The organism is Salininema proteolyticum (genome assembly GCF_042685645.1).
GTDB lineage: Bacteria > Actinomycetota > Actinomycetes > Mycobacteriales > Micromonosporaceae > Salininema > Salininema proteolyticum.
On sequence record NZ_JBHUNX010000001.1, the window covers coordinates 2,824,757 to 2,841,485 of the forward strand.

General features: G+C 68.9%; 17 protein-coding genes. 5 read left to right on the forward strand and 12 right to left on the reverse strand.

Annotation, left to right across the window (positions count from 1 at the left end; all coding sequences use genetic code 11):
• Positions 1 to 71 precede the first annotated feature (71 nt).
• From ACFTE1_RS13070 to thyX, 3 genes are all read right to left on the reverse strand, one after another.
• Positions 72 to 1,661, reverse strand: coding sequence for a ribonuclease J (locus ACFTE1_RS13070; RefSeq protein ID WP_380623104.1), 1,590 nt, complete (start codon positions 1,659 to 1,661; stop codon positions 72 to 74).
• Positions 1,662 to 1,759: 98 nt separating this feature from the next.
• On the reverse strand, positions 1,760 to 2,656 hold the full coding sequence (gene dapA / locus ACFTE1_RS13075) for a 4-hydroxy-tetrahydrodipicolinate synthase (RefSeq protein WP_380622592.1): 897 nt from the start codon (positions 2,654 to 2,656) through the stop codon (positions 1,760 to 1,762).
• Between the two features lie 158 nt (positions 2,657 to 2,814).
• Positions 2,815 to 3,567 carry an FAD-dependent thymidylate synthase gene (gene thyX / locus ACFTE1_RS13080; protein WP_380622590.1) on the reverse strand — a complete coding sequence of 251 codons (753 nt, stop codon included), beginning with the start codon at positions 3,565 to 3,567 and terminating at the stop codon, positions 2,815 to 2,817.
• Positions 3,568 to 3,802: 235 nt separating this feature from the next.
• On the opposite strand from thyX, the gene ACFTE1_RS13085 reads away from it, so the two are divergent.
• Together ACFTE1_RS13085 and ACFTE1_RS13090 are read left to right on the forward strand one after the other, a co-directional pair.
• Entirely contained in the window at positions 3,803 to 4,294 is a 492-nt protein-coding gene (locus ACFTE1_RS13085) for a toxin-antitoxin system HicB family antitoxin (RefSeq protein ID WP_380622588.1), read from the forward strand.
• Between the two features lie 59 nt (positions 4,295 to 4,353).
• Positions 4,354 to 5,169: a DUF4097 family beta strand repeat-containing protein gene (locus tag ACFTE1_RS13090; RefSeq protein ID WP_380622586.1), complete on the forward strand. Its 816-nt coding sequence runs from the start codon at positions 4,354 to 4,356 to the stop codon at positions 5,167 to 5,169.
• Between the two features lie 66 nt (positions 5,170 to 5,235).
• On the opposite strand, the gene ACFTE1_RS13095 is transcribed toward ACFTE1_RS13090, so the two are convergent.
• Positions 5,236 to 5,715: a DUF2752 domain-containing protein gene (locus ACFTE1_RS13095; RefSeq protein WP_380622584.1), complete on the reverse strand. Its 480-nt coding sequence runs from the start codon at positions 5,713 to 5,715 to the stop codon at positions 5,236 to 5,238.
• A gap of 221 nt (positions 5,716 to 5,936) precedes the next feature.
• On the opposite strand from ACFTE1_RS13095, the gene ACFTE1_RS13100 reads away from it, so the two are divergent.
• Both ACFTE1_RS13100 and ACFTE1_RS13105 read left to right on the forward strand, forming a co-directional pair.
• Complete coding sequence (locus ACFTE1_RS13100; protein ID WP_380622582.1) at positions 5,937 to 6,725, forward strand: hypothetical protein; 789 nt, start codon at positions 5,937 to 5,939, stop codon at positions 6,723 to 6,725.
• A gap of 235 nt (positions 6,726 to 6,960) precedes the next feature.
• On the forward strand, positions 6,961 to 8,097 hold the full coding sequence (locus ACFTE1_RS13105) for a hypothetical protein (protein ID WP_380622580.1): 1,137 nt from the start codon (positions 6,961 to 6,963) through the stop codon (positions 8,095 to 8,097).
• A 7-nt stretch (positions 8,098 to 8,104) separates the two neighbouring features.
• Here the strand turns inward: ACFTE1_RS13105 and ACFTE1_RS13110 are convergent, their stop codons facing one another.
• Positions 8,105 to 9,058, reverse strand: coding sequence for an oxidoreductase (locus tag ACFTE1_RS13110; RefSeq protein ID WP_380622578.1), 954 nt, complete (start codon positions 9,056 to 9,058; stop codon positions 8,105 to 8,107).
• A gap of 52 nt (positions 9,059 to 9,110) precedes the next feature.
• On the opposite strand from ACFTE1_RS13110, the gene ACFTE1_RS13115 reads away from it, so the two are divergent.
• A complete protein-coding gene (locus ACFTE1_RS13115; RefSeq protein WP_380622576.1) occupies positions 9,111 to 9,524 on the forward strand; it encodes a MerR family transcriptional regulator in 414 nt (137 codons plus the stop codon).
• Between the two features lie 72 nt (positions 9,525 to 9,596).
• Here the strand turns inward: ACFTE1_RS13115 and dapB are convergent, their stop codons facing one another.
• From dapB to ACFTE1_RS13150, 7 genes are all read right to left on the reverse strand, one after another.
• Positions 9,597 to 10,325, reverse strand: a complete 729-nt coding sequence (dapB, locus tag ACFTE1_RS13120; protein ID WP_380623102.1) for a 4-hydroxy-tetrahydrodipicolinate reductase — start codon at positions 10,323 to 10,325, stop codon at positions 9,597 to 9,599.
• A gap of 96 nt (positions 10,326 to 10,421) precedes the next feature.
• A complete protein-coding gene (locus ACFTE1_RS13125) occupies positions 10,422 to 12,812 on the reverse strand; it encodes a polyribonucleotide nucleotidyltransferase (protein ID WP_380622574.1) in 2,391 nt (796 codons plus the stop codon).
• A gap of 295 nt (positions 12,813 to 13,107) precedes the next feature.
• A complete protein-coding gene (rpsO, locus tag ACFTE1_RS13130; RefSeq protein WP_380622571.1) occupies positions 13,108 to 13,377 on the reverse strand; it encodes a 30S ribosomal protein S15 in 270 nt (89 codons plus the stop codon).
• A 101-nt stretch (positions 13,378 to 13,478) separates the two neighbouring features.
• The gene (locus tag ACFTE1_RS13135; RefSeq protein ID WP_380622569.1) at positions 13,479 to 14,408 is read right to left on the reverse strand and encodes a bifunctional riboflavin kinase/FAD synthetase; all 930 of its coding nucleotides are present in this window, start codon (positions 14,406 to 14,408) and stop codon (positions 13,479 to 13,481) included.
• 65 nt (positions 14,409 to 14,473) lie between these two features.
• On the reverse strand, positions 14,474 to 14,713 hold the full coding sequence (locus tag ACFTE1_RS13140; protein ID WP_380622567.1) for a hypothetical protein: 240 nt from the start codon (positions 14,711 to 14,713) through the stop codon (positions 14,474 to 14,476).
• A gap of 141 nt (positions 14,714 to 14,854) precedes the next feature.
• A complete protein-coding gene (locus ACFTE1_RS13145; protein ID WP_380622565.1) occupies positions 14,855 to 15,751 on the reverse strand; it encodes a carbohydrate ABC transporter permease in 897 nt (298 codons plus the stop codon).
• A complete protein-coding gene (locus ACFTE1_RS13150) occupies positions 15,751 to 16,728 on the reverse strand; it encodes a carbohydrate ABC transporter permease (RefSeq protein ID WP_380622563.1) in 978 nt (325 codons plus the stop codon). The genes ACFTE1_RS13145 and ACFTE1_RS13150 overlap by 1 nt, the downstream gene beginning before the upstream one ends.
• Between the last annotated feature and the right edge of the window lies 1 nt (position 16,729).

Consider the following 16,729-nt stretch of genomic DNA (forward strand, 5'->3'; position numbering starts at 1 on the left):
GCATGGCAACGCCGCCCAGGGCATAGAAGAGGGCGGGGAGCGATCCCCGCCCTCGTGGAATCCGCGGACTCCTAGACCTCCAGGACGTGCGGCACGATCATCGGTCGGCGCCGGTAGGTGTCGTTGACCCACTTGCCGACCGTGCGGCGCAGGATCTGCTGCAGCTGGTAGGGGTCGGAGACGTCCTCCGACGCCGCCTGTTCCATGGCGTCGCTGATCAGCGGCAGGACGTCGTCGAACGCGTTGGGGTCGTTCGAGAAGCCCTTGGCCGAGATGGTCGGCCCGCCGACGACCTTGCCGTTCTCGGAGTCGATGACGACCGTGGCGGCGATGAAGCCGCCGTCGCCGAGGATCCGGCGCTCGTGCAGGACCGGCTCGCCCACGTCGCCGACCGAGAGTCCGTCGACGTAGATGAGCTTGTTGTCGACGTGCCCGGCCAGGACGGCCTTTCCGTCGACGAGGTCGATGACGTCGCCGTTCTCCGCGACGATGACCTGCTCGGGGTCCACCCCCGACTGGACGGCCAGGCGGGCGTGGGCCTGCAGGTGCCGCGCCTCACCGTGGACGGGCAGCACGTTGGAGGGCTTGACGGTGTTGAGCACGTAGAGCAGCTCGCCCGCCGGGGCGTGCCCGGAGACGTGCACCTTGGCCACGCCCTTGTGGATCACCGTCGCGCCGGTCATGGCCAGGCGGTTGATGACGCCGTAGACGGCCGTCTCGTTGCCCGGCACCAGCGAGGAGGCGAGGATGATGGTGTCGTCCGGCTCCACCTTGATGTGCCGGTGGTCGCCGGAGGCCATGCGGCCCAGGGCGCTCATCGGCTCGCCCTGCGAACCGGTGGACATGAACACGACCTTGTCCTTGGGCAGGGTGACCGCCTCGTCCATGCTCACCATGAGCCCCGCCGGGGCGTTGAGCAGGCCGAGGTCCTGGGCGATGCCCATGTTGCGGACCATGGAGCGGCCCACGAAGGCGACCTTGCGGCCGTGGTTGTGCGCCGCGTCGAAGATCTGCTGGACGCGGTGGACGTGGCTGGCGAAGGAGGCCACGATGATGCGGCCTGTGACGCCGTCGAACATGTCGTCGATGACCGGGCCGATCTCCCGCTCCGAGGCCACGAAGCCGGGCGTCTCGGCGTTGGTCGAGTCCGACAGGAGCAGGTCGACCCCCTCGGATCCGAGCCGCGCGAAGCCGGCCAGGTCGGTGATCCGGCCGTCCAGCGGCAGCTGGTCCATCTTGAAGTCGCCGGTGTGCAGGACGGTGCCCGCCGAGGTCCGGATCCCCACCGCCAGGGCGTCGGGGATGGAGTGGTTGACCGCCAGGAACTCCAGCCCGAACGGGCCGAGGTCGAGCGTCTCGTCCTCCGCCACGACCGTCGAGGTCGGGCGGATGCGGTGCTCCTTGAGCTTCGCCTCCACCAGAGAGATGGAGAACTGCGAGCCGACCAGCGGAATGTCGTTCTTGTGCCGCAGCAGGAACGGGATGCCGCCGATGTGGTCCTCGTGGCCGTGCGTGATGACGATGGCCTCGATGTCGTCGAGGCGGTCGAGGATCGGCGTGAAGTCCGGCAGGATGAGGTCCACGCCGGGCTGGTCCACGTCCGGGAAGAGCACGCCGCAGTCGACGACCAGCAGGCGCCCGTCGTGCTCGAACAGGGTCATGTTGCGGCCGATGGCGCCGAGGCCTCCGAGCGGGACGACGCGCAGGGCGCCGTCGGCGATGGGCGCCGGGGCCCCGAGGTCGTTGGGTCGGGTCAGGCTCACAGGATCTCCTCCACCTCGGCGAGATTGTTCTTGATCAGGTCGACGATCGCGTCGTCGGCCGGAGTCAGCGGCAGGCGCGGCTCTCCGCCGGGCAGCCCCTTGAGGGCGAGCGCGGCCTTGACCGCGATGACGCCCTGGACGCCGCCCTGGAGTGCCTCCAGGGCGGGCTGGAGGGCGTCGGAGATGGCCAGCGCCTTCTCGACCTCCCCCTGGTCGTAGGCGTCGAACATCGCGTTGATGTGGCGGCCGAAGAGGTGCCCGATGACGCTCACGACGCCGACGGCTCCGGTGGAGTAGGCGGCGAGGTTGAGCGGGTCGACGCCGCAGTAGACGGTGATGCCCGTCCGGTTGCGGACGTACTGGGAGAACGCCAGGTTGTGGGTGGCGTCCTTGACCGCGATGACGCGGGGGTGCTTGACCAGTTCTCCATAGGTGTCCAGCGCGATGCCCATGCCGCTGCGGCCGGGGATGTCGTAGAGCATGACCGGCAGCTCGGTGGCGTCGGCGATGGCCGTGAAGTGCGCGGCGATGCCGTCCTGAGGGGGCAGGGAGTAGAACGGGGTGACCAGCAGCAGGCCGTTGGCGCCCGCCTTCTCGGCGGACTTGGCCTGTTCCACGGAGTGGCGGGTGTTGTAGTTGGACGTGCCGGCGAGGATGTGGGCGCGGTCGCCCACGGCGTCGACGACCGTCTCGATCAGCTGGATTTTCTCGGCGTCGGTGGTGGTGGGGGACTCACCGGTCGTGCCGTTGAGGACGAGGCCGTCGCAGCCCTGCTCGTCGACGAGGTAGCGGGCCAGCTCGGCGGAGCCGTCGGCGTCGAGTTCCCCCGAGCGCGTGAACGGAGTGATCATGGCCGTCAAGGTCCGCCCGAAGGGCCGAGTCACATTGCGCATGTCTTTTCACCAATACTGTTCTGGGCTCGCCTTGCAGCGTACTGCAATGCGAGCCTGCTCAAATCAACTATCTCAATTGTGGCCGCCCCGCGGGCGGCCCTCAATGTTCCTTCGAAGGTGTTCGCTGTTCGGGACTTCCCCGGTGGAGGACCGGGTTCCTAGCCTTCGGTGACGTACGGAGAGCTCGCGACCTCCGTGCCGTCCTCCATGGCCGTGATGGTGAAGTCCGCGAAGACGTTGGAGGCCTTGTCCTGCAGCTGCCGGAGGCACTCGATCGCGAGGGCGCGGATCTCGACGTCGGCGTGCTCGGAGGCGCGCATGGCGATGAAGTGGCGCCAGGCGCGGTAGTTTCCGGTGACGACGATGCGTGTCTCGGTGGCGTTGGGCAGGATGGCGCGGGCCGCCTGTCGCGCCTGTTTTCGGCGCAGCGTGCGGTTCTCCACGTCGGCGAATTTCTTCTCGAGGCCTTCGAGCAGCTCGGTGTAGGCCTGTTGACTTGCTTCGGCGGCGGCGGTGAATTTCTCGTGCAGTTCGGGGTCGTCGGCGATCACGTCGGGCTCCACCATCGCGGCGTCGCGCTCGGGGACGTAGCGCTGGGACAGCTGCGAGTAGGAGAAGTGGCGGTGGCGGATCAGCTCGTGGGTCAGGGAGCGGGACACTCCGGTGAAGTAGAAGCTGACCGAGCCGTGCTCCAGGACCGACAGGTGGCCGACCCGGAGGATGTGGTCGAGGTAGCCGGCGTTGGTGGCCGTCTTCGGGTTGGGCTTCTTCCAGGACTGGTAGCAGGAGCGGCCGGCGAACTCGGCGAGCGCCTGCCCGCCTTCGGCGTCGGTGTCCCACGGGACGTCGGCGGGGGGCTCGAAATGCGTCCAGGCGACGAGTCGGACGTTGAGCGGAGCGATCTCTGGCATGGAAGTGTCCCCCTGTTCACTGCCGGGTTCCCGGCGTTCCGGTCTGGTGCGGCGCGTGCGCCTCTAATGACTCTACTAGCACCGCGGACCGGCCCTGCCGCTCCCCGGCGCGGGTTGGCCGATGACATAGTCAGTGTGACCGGCCGTGTGCTCCGCGACTCCCCGAGGTCGGGTTCGGAGGCTCTTTTTCACCGTCCCGGTTGACAGACGTCAATAATGATGTCATTATGGCGTCATGGACTTGACACCGTACATCGATTCGCTCCGCCGCAGCCTCACCGCTGCCGCCGCACCGGCAGGCGACGACGCCGCGCGGACCGCCGAACTTCTGGCAGAGGCCCTCGATGCCGGGGCCAGGCTGGCCCTCATGGAGGCGCTCTCCGAGGCAGCCGCGGAGATCACGGAAGACCTCGACAAGGCCGGCTCGTCGGCCTCGGTCGACCTCAAGATCCGCGGCAAAGAGGTCAGCTTCACCATCAACGACATGGAGGAGACCGAGGCTCCCGCCGTGCCGCCGGCCCCGCCGACGGACGACGACGTAGCCAGGATCACCCTCCGCCTGCCCGAGTCCCTGAAGGAGGACGTGGAGACCGCCGCGGCGAGCTCGGGCGTCTCGGTCAACGCGTGGCTGGTGCGCGCCATCAACACCGCCGTGCACTCCAAGAACTCCACCTCCGCTCGCGGAGCGCGCCACAGCCAGCGCATCACCGGCTACGCGCGAGCCTGAGCACCACCGCCGTCCCCCTGCCCGACACCACCGCGAGCGCACTCTCTAAGGAACGAGCAATGAACGAGTACACCGAATTCGAGGCCGACGGCCCCATCACGGCGTCCATCACGCTGGCCGACGGCTCCGCCACCGTGACCGGCCACGAGGCCGACACCGTCTTCGTCGAGATCCGCGCGGCCAAGCGCGGCGACGACGCCGAGGACGCCGCCGACCTGGCAAAAGTGGACTTCGAGTCCAACCACCTGCGCATCGTCGCACCGGAGAAGCAGACCAACTGGTTCTTCAAGAAGGACATCGCCGTCCACGTCGACGTGAAGGTGCCCTTCGGCTCCGACATCACCCTGAAGTCGGCCTCGGCGCCGCTGTCGACGCACGGCCGCATGGGACCGGTCGCGGCCCACTCCGCCGCCGGGCACATCGAGGTCGAGCAGGCCACCACCGTCCGCGCCACCACCGCCTCCGGCTCGGTGACCGTCCGGTCGGCCTCCGACGACGTGCGGGTCAACACCGCCTCGGGCACCGTCGACATGGACCGCGTCGGCGGGGACTTCAGCGCCAACACCGTCTCGGGGGCGGTGCAGGTCTACCGCACCGAGGGCTCGGTGAAGGCCAAGACCGTGTCCGGCTCGATCACCCTCGACTCCGTGTCGAAGGGGACCGTGAACGCCAAGTCGGTGTCGGGGTCGATCAACATCGGCGTCCTGGCGGGCACCGACGTGTGGATGGACCTCGACTCCAAGGCCGGATCGGTGGTCACCGACCTGGCCGCCGGGGACACCTCCCCCAAGCCGGAGGAGGGCGTGGGGAACGTCGAGATCAACGCGCGTTCCATCTCCGGCGACGTCTACCTGCACCGGGCCGTGCGCAACTAGGCGTCGGCCGGTTCGTTCCGCCGGGCGTCGCCCCGCGGAGCGGACGCGGCACGCGGGATCGTCGTCCTACACGTAGAGAAGCGTGAACGGCGCGAAGGGCAGGTTGCGCAACACCCAGTAAACCGCCCACACCGCGAAGAATCCGACGACGATCCGGGGAGTGAGGTGGAGGCGCGGAAGCCTCCACCTCACTTTCGGCATGAGTCTGGGCACCGCCCACTGGACGAAGAGCCACACCAGGAACGGCGCGGCGAAGAGCGCCAGGGCGTGGTTGCGCGCCGCCTCGGGGAAGTCGAGGGTGAGCGTGTGGTAGAAGGCGCGGGTCCCGCCGCAGCCGGGGCAGTCGAAGCCCGTGATCATTTTGAACAGGCAGGTCGTCGGGCCGGCGTTGTCGGTGGGGTCGGTCGCGAGCACGGCCGAGGCCGCCACCGCGAATCCCGCCAGCACCGCCGCCGGGCCCATCCACGGCCTCCAGAATCCGCGCACGGGTCGGCGAGGGGGCTCCCCGCTGCGCTCCGCCGGTTCGGCCGCCGCGTCGACTGTCATGTCCCCCATCGTACGGGACCCCTTCCCGCCCGTTCCTCCCCTTTGCCCCCGATTCCCCTCCCCGGGGGCCGCCGGGCGCCTAACCTCTAGTTCTAGACGATTGATCGCCGACGGCGGCGGCCGCGAGACCGCTGCCGGCGAAGGGACCACCCCTGGCCCGCGGCGGCCCGGCCTCCCGGAGCGAGCGGTCATTCGCCTGGGACGACGACCGGAGGTGGCGAATGGGGCTCTACCGAGGAGGCAGGAGCGCCGGGTCCGAGCGAAGCGGGCCAAAGGACGGGGACGAGCGGGAGGACGGGCCGACCGTCACCGTGGGCCAGGTGGTCGCCGCGGCGGCGGCCTCCACCATCGGGGCCCTCGTCATCCAGGCCATCGGCATCTGGGGGACCATCATCGGCACCGCGATGCTGAGCGTCGCCGCCACCGCCGGGTCCGTGTTCATCCTGCGGGCGATGCACCACACCAAGAGGACCGTGGGAAAGCTGCCGATCAAGCGCGGGGCCGGGGGCGAGTGGGAGGAGCAGGCCTACGCCGCCGAACCGGGGGCCGACGACGCCGACGACGGGACGGAGGAGCCCGCGTCGCCCGAGTCCGAGCCGTCCGCCTCCGACGACGACACGACAGTCATCGAGTCCTTCAAGGCCACCTCCGACGAGTACGTCCACCGTGCGTCCTCGCGGCGCCGCACGATGGTGAGCATCGTGGCCGCGAGCCTCGTCGTCTTCGGCATCACCCTGGGGGCCCTGTTCCTGCTGGGCGTGTTCAGCGGCCAGGCCGACCGGTACATCACGCCGGTTCGGACGGTCACCGTCACCGCCTCGCCGCGCGAGTCGGTGTCGCCCTCGCCGTCGGTGTCGGTCACGGAGTCCGAGAGCGCCTCCCCCACCACCGACGTCTCCGTGTCGGTCTCCCCGTCTCCGTCGCCGTCGCCTTCGCCCTCGCCGTCTCCCTCGCCCAGTCCGAGCCCCAGCCCTTCGCCGTCGCCGCGGGTCGCGGATACCGAGTCATAGAGGATGCACGCGTTGTTATATCAATGTGTGTTTATTCACTGGCCTCTTCGGACATTCGCGGGCTCGCCCGGGACGAGATTCGAATAGTATTAGTTACCGAACCTATATTGAATCGTAATGGTTCGCACAATCCGTAGGCAGACGGCTTCGCACAAGAGACCATGGAGTGTCTCGGGTGGTTCCCTTCGCTCGAAGCGGCGACCACCGTTCCAGACACTCCAGGAGGCGATGCCCGGTGCCGCCGAACAGCGCCGATGACAAGGGCGAGGACACTCGCCGGCGGGTGCCCGCCCAGAACACGGGGTCCCGCCGCGAAGGCGGAGAGGCCGCCGAGGAGAAGAGCCCGGAGGGCGGGCTGAGCCTCGGACAGATCGCCGCCGCCGCGGGCGCCTCCACCATCGGAGCGATCGTGGCCAAGCTGACGGGCCTCTGGGGCACCGTCTGGGGCACGGCCATACTGAGCATCTGCGCCACGGTCGGCACCGTCTATCTGCAACGGGTCATGCGTTCCACTCACAGCAAGGTCAGAACGCAGATGTCCAACTTCAGCTCCTCCTTCAAGCCCGGCAAGAGCGGCGGCACACCAGAGAAGGCCACCGCGGTGTTCCGCGTGCCCTCCGAGATCCAGGCCGACCCCTCCCTCATCGCCCCGGAGGACGCCGACGCCACCCGGACGCTCCCCGGAGGAGCAGGGCTCGGCAAGGCGACGGGAACCGGCGGAACCCTTTCCGCCGCGGCCGACGGCACGCGCGTTCAGGCCGCCGTGGGGGCCGACGACGCGACCCGCGCCTTCGACCCCGACGACACCCGGCCGCTCGGCTCCGGGAGGACGTTCGGGGAGGACACGGTCCTCGTGGCCGCCGACCCCGACGCCGACATCGGCGACACCCAGGAGTTCCACCTCGTCGACGCCGAGGAGCAGGACAAGACCGCCCGCCGGAGGAAGGTCAAGCGAAACGCCCTCGTCCTCTCTCTGTCCAGCCTCATAGTCTTCGCCCTCACCATGGGCGCCCTCACCATCATCGGCCAGACCACCACCGGCGAGTTCGACACGTACTACAACGACTCCAAACCCGTCAAGGAGCCGGAGAAGTCCACCCCGCCCAGCCCCGAGGGCACAAGGGAATGGACTCAGGAGCCCACCGAGGACCCGACCGAGTCCGCGCCGGAGGAGACGACGGAAGAACCGAGCGAGGAGCCCACGGAGGAGCCGCCCACCGAGGAACCCACCGACGAGACCTCGGAACCGGACCCCTCGGAACCCACCGAGCAGGAACCCGACCCGTCGGACTCCACCGAGCCGGAGCCGACGTCGTCTCAGGACGTCGGGGACGAGGTCCAGGACCGGCGACTGCCGGACACCAACCCCTGAGGGCGGGTCAGCCGAACCCGTCCACTCCCGTCAATCCCGCCGAGAGCTCCCAGAGCCTCTCCGCCGCGTCCGTGTCCCGGACCCAGGGTTTGTAACCGCCTACCAGCATGTCGTCCGAAGTCGCCGGGCCGGCGAGATCGCAGTCCTGGCAGTAAGCTCCACCATGCTCGTCGAGCAGCGGAGACGTGGCCGCCCAGACCGCCGTCGCAGCGCCCTGCCGCGGAGTCTTGAATCCCGCGGCCGGCTTCCCCTCCTCGGTCCACCAACCCTGAGCGCGCTGTTCCTTCATCGGCACATGGCGCTGGAGAGGGGTGAGGATGCTGCCGGGGTGGACCGCGAAGGCCCGAATTCCTTCCGCCGCACCGAGCGTGTCGAGGTGCAGCGCGAAGAGGGCGTTGGCGGCCTTGGACTGCGCGTAGGCCTTCCACCGATCGTAAGAGGAGCGGAAGTGCGGGTCGTCCCACCGTATGCCGGAGAGGAAATGTCCGGACGAGGTGAGCGAGACGACCCTCGCCCCCGGAGACAGCATCGGCCGCAGCAGGTTGACGAGGGCGAAGTGTCCCAGGTGGTTGACGGCGAAGTGCGCCTCCCAGCCCGGGCCGACCCTGGTCTCGGGACAGGCCATGATTCCCGCCGCGGCGATGACGATGTCGAGCGGGCGCCCGCGGCGGAGGAAGCGTTCGGCGAACGCCCGGACTCCGGCGAGGTCCGCCAGGTCGAGCTCGTCGACCTCGACCCCTCTCACGCCGGCCAAGGCCCGTTCGGCCTCGGCGGGGCGCCGCGCGGGGACGACGACCGAAGCCCCGGCCGCTGCCAGGGCCCGCGCCATCTCCAGTCCGATGCCGGAATACCCTCCCGTGACCAGGGCCGTCCTGCCGAAAAGCCCGACAGCGGAGAGAACCCCGTCGGCGGTGTCGGCGGCACCGAATCCGGTGCCGATCTCGTGCTGTTCTTTGATCATGCCGAGGAGACTACAACCTAGAGTCAGCTATAGGTCAAGCTAAGATCGGCTCATGAACGATAAAGCCGAGGCGATCCCCATCGGCGAAGTCGCCGTTGAGACGGGCCTGAGTATCCACGCACTCCGGTATTTCGAGCGCGAAGGCCTGATGCTCCGCGCCATTCCGCGGTCGAGCGGCGGGCAACGCCGGTACGGGCGAGCCGATGTGGACTGGCTCGTCCTGGTCAACCGGTTGCGCGACTCGGGCATGCCGCTCACCGAGATCCGACGGTTCGCCGACCTCGTCCGCTCCGGACCGGGCAATGAGACCGAACGCCTGGACCTGCTTCGGCGGCACGAGGAGGCCGTCCGGGCCAAGCTCGACGAGCTCGGCGCCTGCCTCGACGTCATCCACAACAAGGTCGAGGTGTACGAGAGGCACGTGCGGGAGGGCACCGCTGCCGGTGTCTGGTCGCCCGAAACGTGACGGAGAGGTTCCGGCGGCCGGACAGCGGAAAAGGGCGGCGGGACCGGGTCCCGCCGCCCTTTTCCGAACCTTCTAGTCCAGCAGCTCGTCGAGGCCGACGACCAGGCCCTCGCGCCGCATCACCTCGCGGACGGCGAGTAGGACGCCGGGCATGAACGAGCCCCGGTCGGTCGAGTCGTGAGACAGGGTCAGGCGCTCGCCCTCGCCGCCGAACCAGACCTGCTGGCTGGCGACATAACCGGTGGCGCGGACCGCGTGGACCGGCACGCCGTCGACCTTCGCCCCGCGCGAGTGGTCCGGGTCGCACTCGGTCGCGTCGGGGAACTCCGGCAGGCCCTCGCGCGCCTGCGCGATCATCCTGGCGGTGTGAACGGCGGTCCCGGACGGGGCGTCGATCTTGCGGGGGTGGTGCGCCTCGATGATCTCGGCAGACGGAAAGTACTTGGCCGCCTGGCCGGCGAAACGCATCAGCAGCACCGCGCCGATGGAGAAGTTCGGAATCACCGCCGCGGCGGTCCCGGTCTCCTCGCTCCAGCCGCGGACGGTCGCGATCCGCTCGGCGTCGAAGCCGGACACGCCGACGACGGGCCGGACGCTGTGCTTCAGGGCCCACTCGGTGTTGCCCATGACGGCGCCGGGCAGGGTGAAGTCGACGACCGCCTCAGCCCCGGCCTCGGTCAGCTTCTCCAACGGGTCGCCGTGGTCCAGCGCGGCGGCCAGCTCCATGTCCTCGGCGCCGTTCACGGCCTCCACGACGGTGGAACCCATGCGTCCCGAGGCTCCCAGTACTCCCACACGAATCAAGGCTTCGGTCCTCTCCAGAACTCGATACAGAACAAAAACGAAAAGAGGGGCGGGGCACCAGGCCCCGCCCCACTCTAACGCTGGGTCAGCGGATCAGTCCTCGTCGCGGCGACGGCGACGACGGCGGCGCTCGCCGTTCTCGTCGTCCCCTCCGCGGGACTCGCGGCGCGGTCCGCGGTCGCGGTCTCCGCCGCGCCCGCCCTCGCGACGGCCTCCGCGGCCGCCTTCACGGCGCCCGCCCTCGTCGCGGGAGGGACGGCCCTTCTTGTAGCCCTCCGGCTCCTCGCCCTCAGGGTAGACCTTGTCGAGGTAGATCTTGCCGCGGTTGTCGATGTCGGTGATCTCGACCTCGAGCTTGTCGCCGACGTTGAGCACGTCCTCGACGCGGTCGACGCGCTTGCCGTCGCCCACCTTCGAGATGTGCAGCAGGCCGTCGCGGCCCGGCACCAGCGAGATGAAGGCGCCGAAGTCGGTAGTCTTGACGACCGTGCCGAGGAAGCGGTCGCCGATGTTGGCCTGGGCCGGGTTGGCGATCGCGTTGATCGTCTCCACGGCGGCCTCGGCCTGGTGGCCCTTCTCGGCCGACACGTAGATGGTGCCGTCGTCCTCGACGGTGACGTCCGCGCCGGTGTCCTCGGTGATCTGGTTGATCGTCTGGCCCTTCGGGCCGATGACCGCGCCGATCTTGTCGACGGGGATCTTGAGGGTCGTGATGCGCGGAGCCGACTCCGCCAGCTCGCCGGGGGCGATGATGGCCGAGGCCATGACGTCGAGGATCTCCAAGCGGGCCTCGCGGGCCTGGCGCAGCGCGGCGGCCAGGACGTCCGAGGGCAGGCCGTCGAGCTTCGTGTCCAGCTGCAGGGCGGTCACGAACTCGGTGGTGCCGGCGACCTTGAAGTCCATGTCGCCGTACGCGTCCTCGGCGCCGAGGATGTCGGTCAGCGTGACGAACTTGGTCTCGCCGTCGACCTCCTGGCTGATGAGGCCCATCGCGATGCCCGCGACGGCGGCCTTGAGCGGCACGCCCGCGGCCATGAGGCTCATCGAGGAGGCGCACACGGAGCCCATCGAGGTCGAGCCGTTGGAGCCGATGGCCTCGGAGACCTGGCGGATCGCGTAGGGGAACTCCTCCTTGCCCGGCAGCACCGGGACCAGGGCGCGCTCGGCGAGCGCTCCGTGGCCGATCTCGCGGCGCTTGGGGCTGCCCACGCGGCCGGTCTCACCGGTCGAGTAGGGCGGGAAGTTGTAGTTGTGCATGTAGCGCTTCTTGGTGACCGGCGACAGCGTGTCGATGGCCTGCTCCATGCGCAGCATGTTCAGCGTGGTGACGCCCAGGATCTGGGTCTCGCCGCGCTCGAACAGGGCGGAGCCGTGGACGCGCGGGAGGATGCCGACCTCGGCCGACAGCGGGCGGATCTGCTCCGGGCCGCGGCCGTCGATGCGGACGTTCTCGGCGATGACGCGGCGGCGCACGTACTTCTTGGTCAGCGAGCGCAGGGCGTTTCCGATCTCGCCCTCGCGGCCCTCGAAGTCCGCGCCGATCTTCTCCAGCAACTCGGCCTTGACGGCGTCGAGCGCGGCGCCGCGCTCCTGCTTGTCGGCGATGGTGAGCGCCTCGTCGAGCTTCGTGCCCACGGCGTTCTCGGCCGCGGTCAGGACGTCGTCCTCGAAGTCGGGGAAGCGGGGGTAGTCGCCCTCGGGCTTGGCGGCGCGGTCGGCGAGGACCTTCTGCGCGCGGACGAGCTCGGCGATGACCGGCTTGACGGCCTCGAGGCCCTCGGCGACGATCTCCTCGGTCGGCTGCGGGGAGCCGCCCTCGACGTGCTCCATGACCTTGTCGGTGGCCTCGGCCTCGACCATCATGATGGCGACGTCGCCGTCGTCCAGGACGCGGCCGGTGACGACCATGTCGAAGGTGGCGCGCTCGATCTCCTCGATGGTCGGGAAGAAGACCCACCGGCCGTCGATGTGGACGGCGCGGGTCGAGCCGAGCGGTCCGGAGAACGGCAGGCCGGCCAGCTGGGTGGCCATGCTCGCGGCGTTCATCGCGATGACGTCGTACTCGTGGGCCTCGTCGAGCGCCATGACGGTGCCGATGACCTGGACCTCGTTGCGGAGCCCGTCGGCGAAGGAGGGGCGCAGGCCGCGGTCGATGAGGCGGCAGGTGAGGATGGCGTTCTCGCTGGGACGGCCCTCGCGGCGGAAGAAGGATCCGGGGATGCGTCCGGCGGCGTACATGCGCTCTTCGATGTCGACCGTCAGCGGGAAGAACTCCAGGTGGTCCCTGGGGGACTTCGAGGCGGCGGCGGTGCCGAGGACGACGGTGTCGTCCATCTGCACGACGGCCGAGCCCTGGGCCAGCTTGGCGAGCTTGCCGGTCGAGAAGGTGAGCTCCCTCTTGCCGAATTCACCGTTGTCGATGACGGCGGTGGAGGCCTCCTCGCCGAGGCGGTGGCCTTCGGCCTGGGATTGTTCGGTTGTCATATGTGTATTGTGCTCCTATTTTCTGTGTTCGCCAGGAGCGCGGCCCGCCGGGGCCTCCCTCGCGGGAGGAGGATTCCGGTCATCGATCGAAGCACACGCTGGAGCGGGCTCCACCGTATGCCACTACCGAGGACCGGGGTTCGGCGCGGGACGCGGCCTGGGTGTCGGGTCCGGTCGGGACCGGACGTTCTGTCTGGAATGCTACCCGTTCCGCGCTGCGGGGACGAATGGTTCGTCCGACGCGGAGGTCATACGCGAAGAGGAGCGGGCTCGCCGCTCCTCTTCCCGTCAGGTCTTATCCGCGGATCCCCAGCCGCTCGATGAGCGAGCGGTAGCGGGTGATGTCCTCGTTGCGGAGGTACTTGAGCAGACGGCGGCGCTTGCCGACCAGCAGCAGCAGCCCGCGGCGGCTGTGGTGGTCGTGCTTGTGCTGCTTGGAGTGCTCGGTGAGCTCCGAGATGCGGGCGGTCAGGAGGGCCACCTGGACCTCCGTCGAGCCGGAGTCGCCCTCGTTGACGGCGTACTCCTTGATGATCTCTGCCTTCTTGGCGGAATCGAGCGCCATGGTCTCCCTTTACAGGTAGTTCGGATGGAGGTCCACGCAGTCCGCGGCGTCGTGCAGACTCGTGGGCCGCCCGTGAGCGGCGGTTAAAGCCTAGCAGGCCCTCACCGGCGCTCCAAGAGGCGGCGTGCCTGGTCGACATCGGCGCCTATCTGTTCGACCAGGTCGTCGAGGTTGTCGAACGTGGTCTGGCCGCGCAGGCGGTGAGCGAAGTCAAGCCGGACGGCCTTGCCGTAGAGGTCGCCGGAGAAGTCCAGCGCATGGGCTTCGACGGTGCGGGCCCCCTCGCCGAAGGTCGGGTTGGTGCCGACGCTGACGGCGGCCGGGAGCCGGTCGAACCCGACGTGGAGCCAGCCGGCGTAGACGCCGTCGGCGGGGACCGCCGCGTGGGTGTCGTGTCCGATGTTCGCGGTGGGGAAGCCGAGGTCGACTCCGCGGCCGGCTCCGCGGACCACGCTCCCCTCCAGGCTGTGGGGCCGGCCGAGGACCTCGGCGGCCTTCTCGACCTCGCCCTCGGCGATGAGGCCCCTCGCCCGGGTCGAGGAGAAGGCCTCGTCGTCGGCGGCGAGGGTCTGCGGGAGGACGGTGAAGTCGTACTTCTCCCCCAGCTCGGCCAGGAGGGCGGTGTCTCCGGCGGCCTTGTGGCCGAAGCGGAAGTTCTCGCCCACGATCACGGCCTCGGCGTGGAGGCGGTCGACCAGGACCTCCTTGACGAAGTCCTCGGGGCTCAGCTGGGACAGCTCCCTGGTGAACGGGAGGACGACCACGGCGTCCACACCCTGCTCACCCAGGAGCTGGACCCTCCTGTCGACGCTGGTCAGGGCCGCGGGAACGTGTTTGGGAGCGACGACGGCGGTGGGATGCGGGTCGAAAGTGACGACCACGGAGCGCGCGCCGGGGCGCCGCCTCGCTTCGTCGGCGGTGGTGCCGACGAGTGTCCGGTGGCCCCGGTGCACTCCGTCGAACACGCCGATGGCGACGACGGAGCGGGGCCAGTCTTGGGGAGTCTCTTCGATTCCGCGCCAGGTTTCCATAACTAAAGAGTGTCGCACTCGCCGGAGGCGGCGGCAATGGAGCTGTGAGGGAAGTCAGCCTTCCTTCACAGCAGCATGGACTCCGACGCGTCGCCGGACGAGGCGAAGATCAGCAGTAGGACAACGCCTATGGCCACGAGGACGAACACTCCGAACAGGACCCATGTGTTGCCGATGGCGCCGCTCTGGGCGTCGGCCTCGTCGCCCACGACGGACGGCAGCTCGTCGGGCCTCTCGTGGCCGGTGGTCTCCTGCTGCTCGAGTGACAGGGCGTCGCGGATCTCGGCGGGCATTTCCTCTTTCATGGCGTCCCCCACTCGGCCGGGTATCGGGAATCTGTAGGCAATCCTGATTGTGGCTCAGCCGAATGGGGGACGCTGGGTTTTAGCAAAACAGTCCGAAATATGTTCGCGATTCGCGCGGATTTCTCTGACCGAGGGCCGACACTATCCCTTCACCGAGCCGGCCAGCAGACCCCGGACAAAGTACTTTTGCAGGAACAGGAAGACCGACAAGGGCACTATAATGGACACGAACGCCGCCGCGGGCAGGCGCGCCCAGTTGTCCCCCGTCGCTCCGACGAGGTTCGCCAGCGCCACCGTCAGCGGGTTGGTCGCGGGTCCTCCCCCGAACACCAGTCCGACCAGATAGTCGTTCCAGACCCACAGGAACTGGAAGATGCCGATCGACGCGATGGCCGGTGCCGCCAGCGGCACCACCACCTTGCGGAAGATCTGCACGTGCCCGGCCCCGTCGACCCGGGCGGCCTCCACCACCTCGCCGGGAATCTCCCGGATGAAGTTGTGCATCAGGAAGACCACCAGCGGCAGGCCGAAGACGGTGTGCGCCACCCAGATCTGCACGTACCTCTCGAAGCCGTCCAGGCCCCAGCCGGGCATGAGCGTCACGCCCCCGACCTGCACCCCCTCGGAGAACATCTTCAGCAGCGGCACGATGACCATCTGAAGCGGCACTATCTGCAGCGCGAAGATCGCCACGAACAGGACCAGGCGTCCCTTGAAGCGGATCCAGGCGATGGCGTAGGCGGCCATGCATCCGATGGCTATCGGCAGCAGGACGCTCGGCACGGCGATGACGAGGCTGTTGACGAAGTAGTTCGCCAGTCCCCCGCCCGACCGGTCGGAGTAGAGCACGTAGTTGTAGGTCTCCAGCGTGAACGCCGGCTCCGAGGCCACCGTCCACCAGCCGGTGGACGTCACGTCCTCCGGCGGGCGCAGCGAGTTCACGAACAGGCCGGCCGTGGGCAGCGTCCACAGCATGGCGATCAGGACGGCCGCCAGGCTGCCTGCCCGGCTGGAGAGCTTCTCGGCGAGAGTCTTCATCAGCGTCCCTCCCTCTGGGCCCGCCGCAGGACGCGCACCTGGTAGACGATGGCCGGGACGACCAGGACCAGCAGCAGGACGGCCATGGCCGAGCCGCGGCCTATGTTGTTCTGCTCGAACACCTGCGCCCACATGTTGTGCGCGACCACGTCGGTCCCCCTCCGGCCGCCGGTCATCGTCCGGACGATGTCGAACAGCTTCAGCGTGGCGATGAATATCGTAATGAGGACCAGCACGATCGCCGGGCGGATGCTCGGCACGGTCACCCGCCAGAACAGCTGCCACGGGTTCGCGCCGTCCATCAGCGCCGCCTCCGTGATCTCCGCGGGCACGCCCTTGAGCGCCGCCGACAGCAGGACGGTGGCGAAGCCGACCTGGATCCACACCAGGATCAGCACCAGCAGGAGCGTGTTGGCCGGCCACTCCCGCAGCCAGTCGACCGGGGGCAGCCCCAGCGACGTCGCGATCCCGTTGAGGAGGCCCACCTGCTCGGCGCCCGCCGGCCGGATGTCGTAGACGAACGTCCAGATCACCGACGCCCCCACGAAGGAGATCGACATGGGCAGGAAGACCAGCGTCTTGTAGATCTTCTCGCCCCGCCTGCCGTCGATGAGGACCGCGTAGACCAGCCCGATGAACGTCGCCGAGAGCGGGGCCGCCACGATCCAGATGCCCGTGTTGACGAGCATGTGCTGCGTGTCGGGGTCCGTCAGCGCCCAGGTGAAGTTGTCGAACCAGACGAACCGCTCGCCGGTCTTGTCGAACATGGACAGCGCCAGCGTGCGCAGCGCCGGGACGACGAGGCCCACGCCGAGGAAGAGGAGTGCGGGGAACAGGAAGAGGGCCGCCGTGAGGCCCTCCCTTCCCGCCTTTTTGGACAGCCCGGCCTGGGAGAGGAAGAAGGCGACCAGCGCGCCGACGGCGGCCAGTCCGATCCCCAGCCAGGCCAGGCGGTCGAATAGGTCTTGCGCTTCCACG

Bases quoted from the DNA above. Each gene is read 5' to 3' on its own strand.
- ACFTE1_RS13070 (WP_380623104.1), bottom strand. From the start codon at position 1,661: ATGACCCTGTTCGAGCACGACGGGCGCCTGCTGGTCGTCGACTGCGGC.
- dapA (WP_380622592.1), bottom strand. From the start codon at position 2,656: ATGCGCAATGTGACTCGGCCCTTCGGGCGGACCTTGACGGCCATGATC.
- thyX (WP_380622590.1), bottom strand. From the start codon at position 3,567: ATGCCAGAGATCGCTCCGCTCAACGTCCGACTCGTCGCCTGGACGCAT.
- ACFTE1_RS13085 (WP_380622588.1), top strand. From the start codon at position 3,803: ATGGACTTGACACCGTACATCGATTCGCTCCGCCGCAGCCTCACCGCT.
- ACFTE1_RS13090 (WP_380622586.1), top strand. From the start codon at position 4,354: ATGAACGAGTACACCGAATTCGAGGCCGACGGCCCCATCACGGCGTCC.
- ACFTE1_RS13095 (WP_380622584.1), bottom strand. From the start codon at position 5,715: ATGACAGTCGACGCGGCGGCCGAACCGGCGGAGCGCAGCGGGGAGCCC.
- ACFTE1_RS13100 (WP_380622582.1), top strand. From the start codon at position 5,937: ATGGGGCTCTACCGAGGAGGCAGGAGCGCCGGGTCCGAGCGAAGCGGG.
- ACFTE1_RS13110 (WP_380622578.1), bottom strand. From the start codon at position 9,058: ATGATCAAAGAACAGCACGAGATCGGCACCGGATTCGGTGCCGCCGAC.
- ACFTE1_RS13115 (WP_380622576.1), top strand. From the start codon at position 9,111: ATGAACGATAAAGCCGAGGCGATCCCCATCGGCGAAGTCGCCGTTGAG.
- ACFTE1_RS13125 (WP_380622574.1), bottom strand. From the start codon at position 12,812: ATGACAACCGAACAATCCCAGGCCGAAGGCCACCGCCTCGGCGAGGAG.
- rpsO (WP_380622571.1), bottom strand. From the start codon at position 13,377: ATGGCGCTCGATTCCGCCAAGAAGGCAGAGATCATCAAGGAGTACGCC.
- ACFTE1_RS13135 (WP_380622569.1), bottom strand. From the start codon at position 14,408: ATGGAAACCTGGCGCGGAATCGAAGAGACTCCCCAAGACTGGCCCCGC.
- ACFTE1_RS13140 (WP_380622567.1), bottom strand. From the start codon at position 14,713: ATGAAAGAGGAAATGCCCGCCGAGATCCGCGACGCCCTGTCACTCGAG.
- ACFTE1_RS13145 (WP_380622565.1), bottom strand. From the start codon at position 15,751: ATGAAGACTCTCGCCGAGAAGCTCTCCAGCCGGGCAGGCAGCCTGGCG.